This window comes from Bradyrhizobium sp., from assembly GCF_019242285.1.
Taxonomy (GTDB): domain Bacteria; phylum Pseudomonadota; class Alphaproteobacteria; order Rhizobiales; family Xanthobacteraceae; genus Bradyrhizobium.
Map to the genome: position 1 here is coordinate 1 of NZ_JAFAVV010000584.1, position 3,103 is coordinate 3,103.

A 3,103-nucleotide genomic window follows, 5' to 3' on the forward strand; every position below is an offset into this window, starting at 1 on the left:
GCCGATGAGGTCGCCGTCATCGCGCGCAAGGAGCTGGCGCCGCTGGCGGCGGCGATCGACTCTGGCGCGGTCTATCCCGACGCATTGCTGCGGCGGCTCGGGGGGGTCGGCGCCTGGTCCAGCCATCTGCCCGAGAACGGCAAGGCCGATCTGCGCTGCGCCATCCAGTCGATCGCGGCGCTCGGCGAGGTCTGTGGCGCCACCGCCTTCATGGCGTGGTGCCAGAATACGCTGGCCTGGTACGCGGCGAACTCTGACAATCCAAGGCTGGTTGCGCGCTTCGCCGACGATGTCGCCAGCGGCAGGGTGCTCGGCGGCACCGGGCTGTCCAACCCGATGAAGAGCTTTTTCGGCATCGAGAGACTGAAATTGAAGGGCCGCAGGGCCGAGGGCGGCTACGTCGTGCGCGGCGCGCTGCCCTGGGTGTCGAATCTCGGCGCGGACCACTTCTTCGGCACCATCTTCGAGCGCGAGGATGCGCCGGGCGGGATCGCGATGTTCCTCGCCGACTGCGCCGACCCCGCGATCACGCTCAAGCCCTGCAAGCCGTTTCTCGCCATGGACGGCACCGGCACCTATGGCGTGCAGTTCCGCGACGTCTTCGTGCCGGACGAGCTCATTCTCGCCGATCCGGCCGGGCCGTTCGTGAGGAGGATCCGCGCCGGCTTCATCCTGCTGCAACTGGGCATGGCGCTCGGCCTGATCAAGGACTGCATCGGCCTCATGGACGAGGTCGACGGCTCGCTCGGCCACGTCAACCGCTATCTGCCGCAGCAGCCGTTGCAGTTCCGCGAGCTGTTCGCCGAGCTGGAGCGCGAGACCATGGCGCTGGCGGCGGATCCCTACGACACGGACGACAGCTACTGGCGAAAGGTCGTCGCCCTGCGGCTCCGCGCCGGCGAGGCAAGCGTCGCGGCCGCGCATGCGGCGATGCTCCATTGCGGCGCGCGTGGCTACCTGAAGAGCCATCGCGCCCAGCGCCGGCTGCGCGAAGCCTATTTCGTCGCGATCGTGACGCCGGCCACCAAGCAGTTGCGCAAGATGCTCGCGGACGCCTGAGCCCGCGAGATTCGAAAAACTCGACTTCAGCTCAAACCGAGGAAAAGGAGAGGCCTGCCATGACGGACGTTCTGATCTCTGCCGGCGAACTCGCCGAGCTCATCAAGCAAGAGCCGTGTGTCATCATCGACACGCGGAATCCCGACGCCTATGGCGCGGGGCACATCCCCGGTGCCGTCAACGTGCACGAGATATTCACCTATCTCGCGACCTCGACGCCGGAGGGCATGCACGAATTGAAGACCAAGTTCGCCGACGCCTTCGGCGCCGCCGGCCTGTCCGGCAACGAGACCGCCGTCATCTACGAGCAGTCGATGAATTCCGGCTTCGGCCAGTCCTGCCGCGGCTACTACCTGCTCACCATGCTCGGCTATCCCAAGGTCAAGGTGGTCCATGGCGGCATCGATGCCTGGATCGCGGCGGGCCTGCCGGTGACCACGGACGTTCCGGCGCCGGCCAAGGCCGCGTTCTCGGTCGTGCCGGAGGCTGGTGACATCCTGATCGACGCGAAGGCCATGCTGTCTGCGGTCGGCAATCCCGGCATCGCCATCCTCGACGTGCGCGATGTCGATGAATGGATCGGCGACAGCTCGTCGCCGTATGGCAAGGATTTCTGCCCGCGCAAGGGCCGCATCCCCGGCGCGGTCTGGCTCGAATGGTACCGCATGATGAAGCCGACCGCGGAAGGGCCGCGTTTCAAGTCCAAGGACGAGATCCTGGCGGAGTGCGCCACCGTCGGCATCGGCCAGAGCACGCCGGTCTATCTCTATTGCTTCAAGGGCGCGCGAGCCTCGAACACGTTCCTGGCGCTGAAGAACGCCGGCGTGAAGGATGTGCGGATGTATTTCGGCTCCTGGAACGAATGGTCGCGCGATCCGGCGCTGCCGATCGAGGAGGGCTTGCCGACGGCGCCGCAGGTGACCGAAAAAGCGGCATAGAAACTGCATGTTTGTTGCTGTCCGGACGTGAGCGTCCGGGCGGCAACCAACTGTCCGGGCCGTGGGCTGCCCGGCGCGACAAAGGGGCGCAATCGATGTCCATGTTTGATGATCCCTTCGATGCCGAGCGGGCGCTGCCGCGAGGGATTTGCGTCTGCGGCCGGCATCGTTCGGCGGCCGAGCACGAGCGGACCGCGCCGTCGTTGCGCTGCGAGCCGGTTCGAAGCGACGAGAAGCGCTACGAAGGCGTGGTCGCTTCGGCGGTCATGCGCGCGGTGTTTCCGACGGATATGGCCCGGCGCGCGTTCCTGAAATCAGTCGGTGCGTCCGCGGCGCTCGCCGTGCTGTCGCAATTCTTCCCAATCAAAACTGCGACCGAGCTGTTCGCCGATACGGCAGCACCCGAGAAGAAGGACCTCAAGGTCGGCTTCATCCCGATCACCTGCGCCACGCCGATCATCATGGCAGCACCGCTCGGCTTCTACGCCAAGCACGGGCTCAATGTCGACGTCGTCAAGACCGCGGGCTGGGCCGTGATCCGCGACAAGACCATCAACAAGGAATACGACGCCTCCCACATGCTGGCGCCGATGCCGATCGCGATCTCGCTCGGGCTCGGCGCCCAGCCGATCCCGTTCGCGGTGCCCGCGATCGAGAACATCAACGGGCAGGGCATCGTGCTGTCGATGAAGCACAAGGACAAGCGCAATCCCGCGGACTGGAAAGGCCTGAAGTTCGCCATCCCCTTCGACTATTCGATGCATAACTACCTGCTGCGCTATTATCTCGCGGAAAACGGCGTCGACCCCGACACCGACGTGCAGCTTCGCGCGGTGCCGCCACCGGAGATGGTGGCCAATCTCCGCGCCGACAACATCGACGGCTTCCTCGCGCCCGACAACATCTGCCAGCGCGCGATCTATGACGGGGTCGGCTTCCTGCACATCCTGTCCAAGGAAATCTGGGACGGCCATCCCTGCTGCAGCTTTGCGGCGAGCCGCGCATTCATCACGACGGCACCGAACAGTTTTGCGGCGTTGACCCGCGCGATCGTCGATGCCACCGCCTATGCCTCGAAGGCCGAGAACCGCAAGCAGATCGCGGAA

The 3,103-nt window shown here is 65.7% G+C and carries 3 protein-coding genes; all 3 read left to right on the forward strand.

Annotation, left to right across the window (positions count from 1 at the left end):
• The coding region (locus JOY90_RS23775) for an acyl-CoA dehydrogenase family protein (RefSeq protein ID WP_291693557.1) at nucleotides 1-1,059 on the forward strand (1,059 nt) is incomplete at its 5' end.
• Between the two features lie 59 nt (nucleotides 1,060-1,118).
• Nucleotides 1,119-1,997, forward strand: a complete 879-nt coding sequence (locus JOY90_RS23780) for a sulfurtransferase (protein WP_291693558.1) — start codon at nucleotides 1,119-1,121, stop codon at nucleotides 1,995-1,997.
• A 95-nt stretch (nucleotides 1,998-2,092) separates the two neighbouring features.
• The coding region (locus JOY90_RS23785; RefSeq protein ID WP_291693559.1) for a CmpA/NrtA family ABC transporter substrate-binding protein at nucleotides 2,093-3,103 on the forward strand (1,011 nt) is incomplete at its 3' end.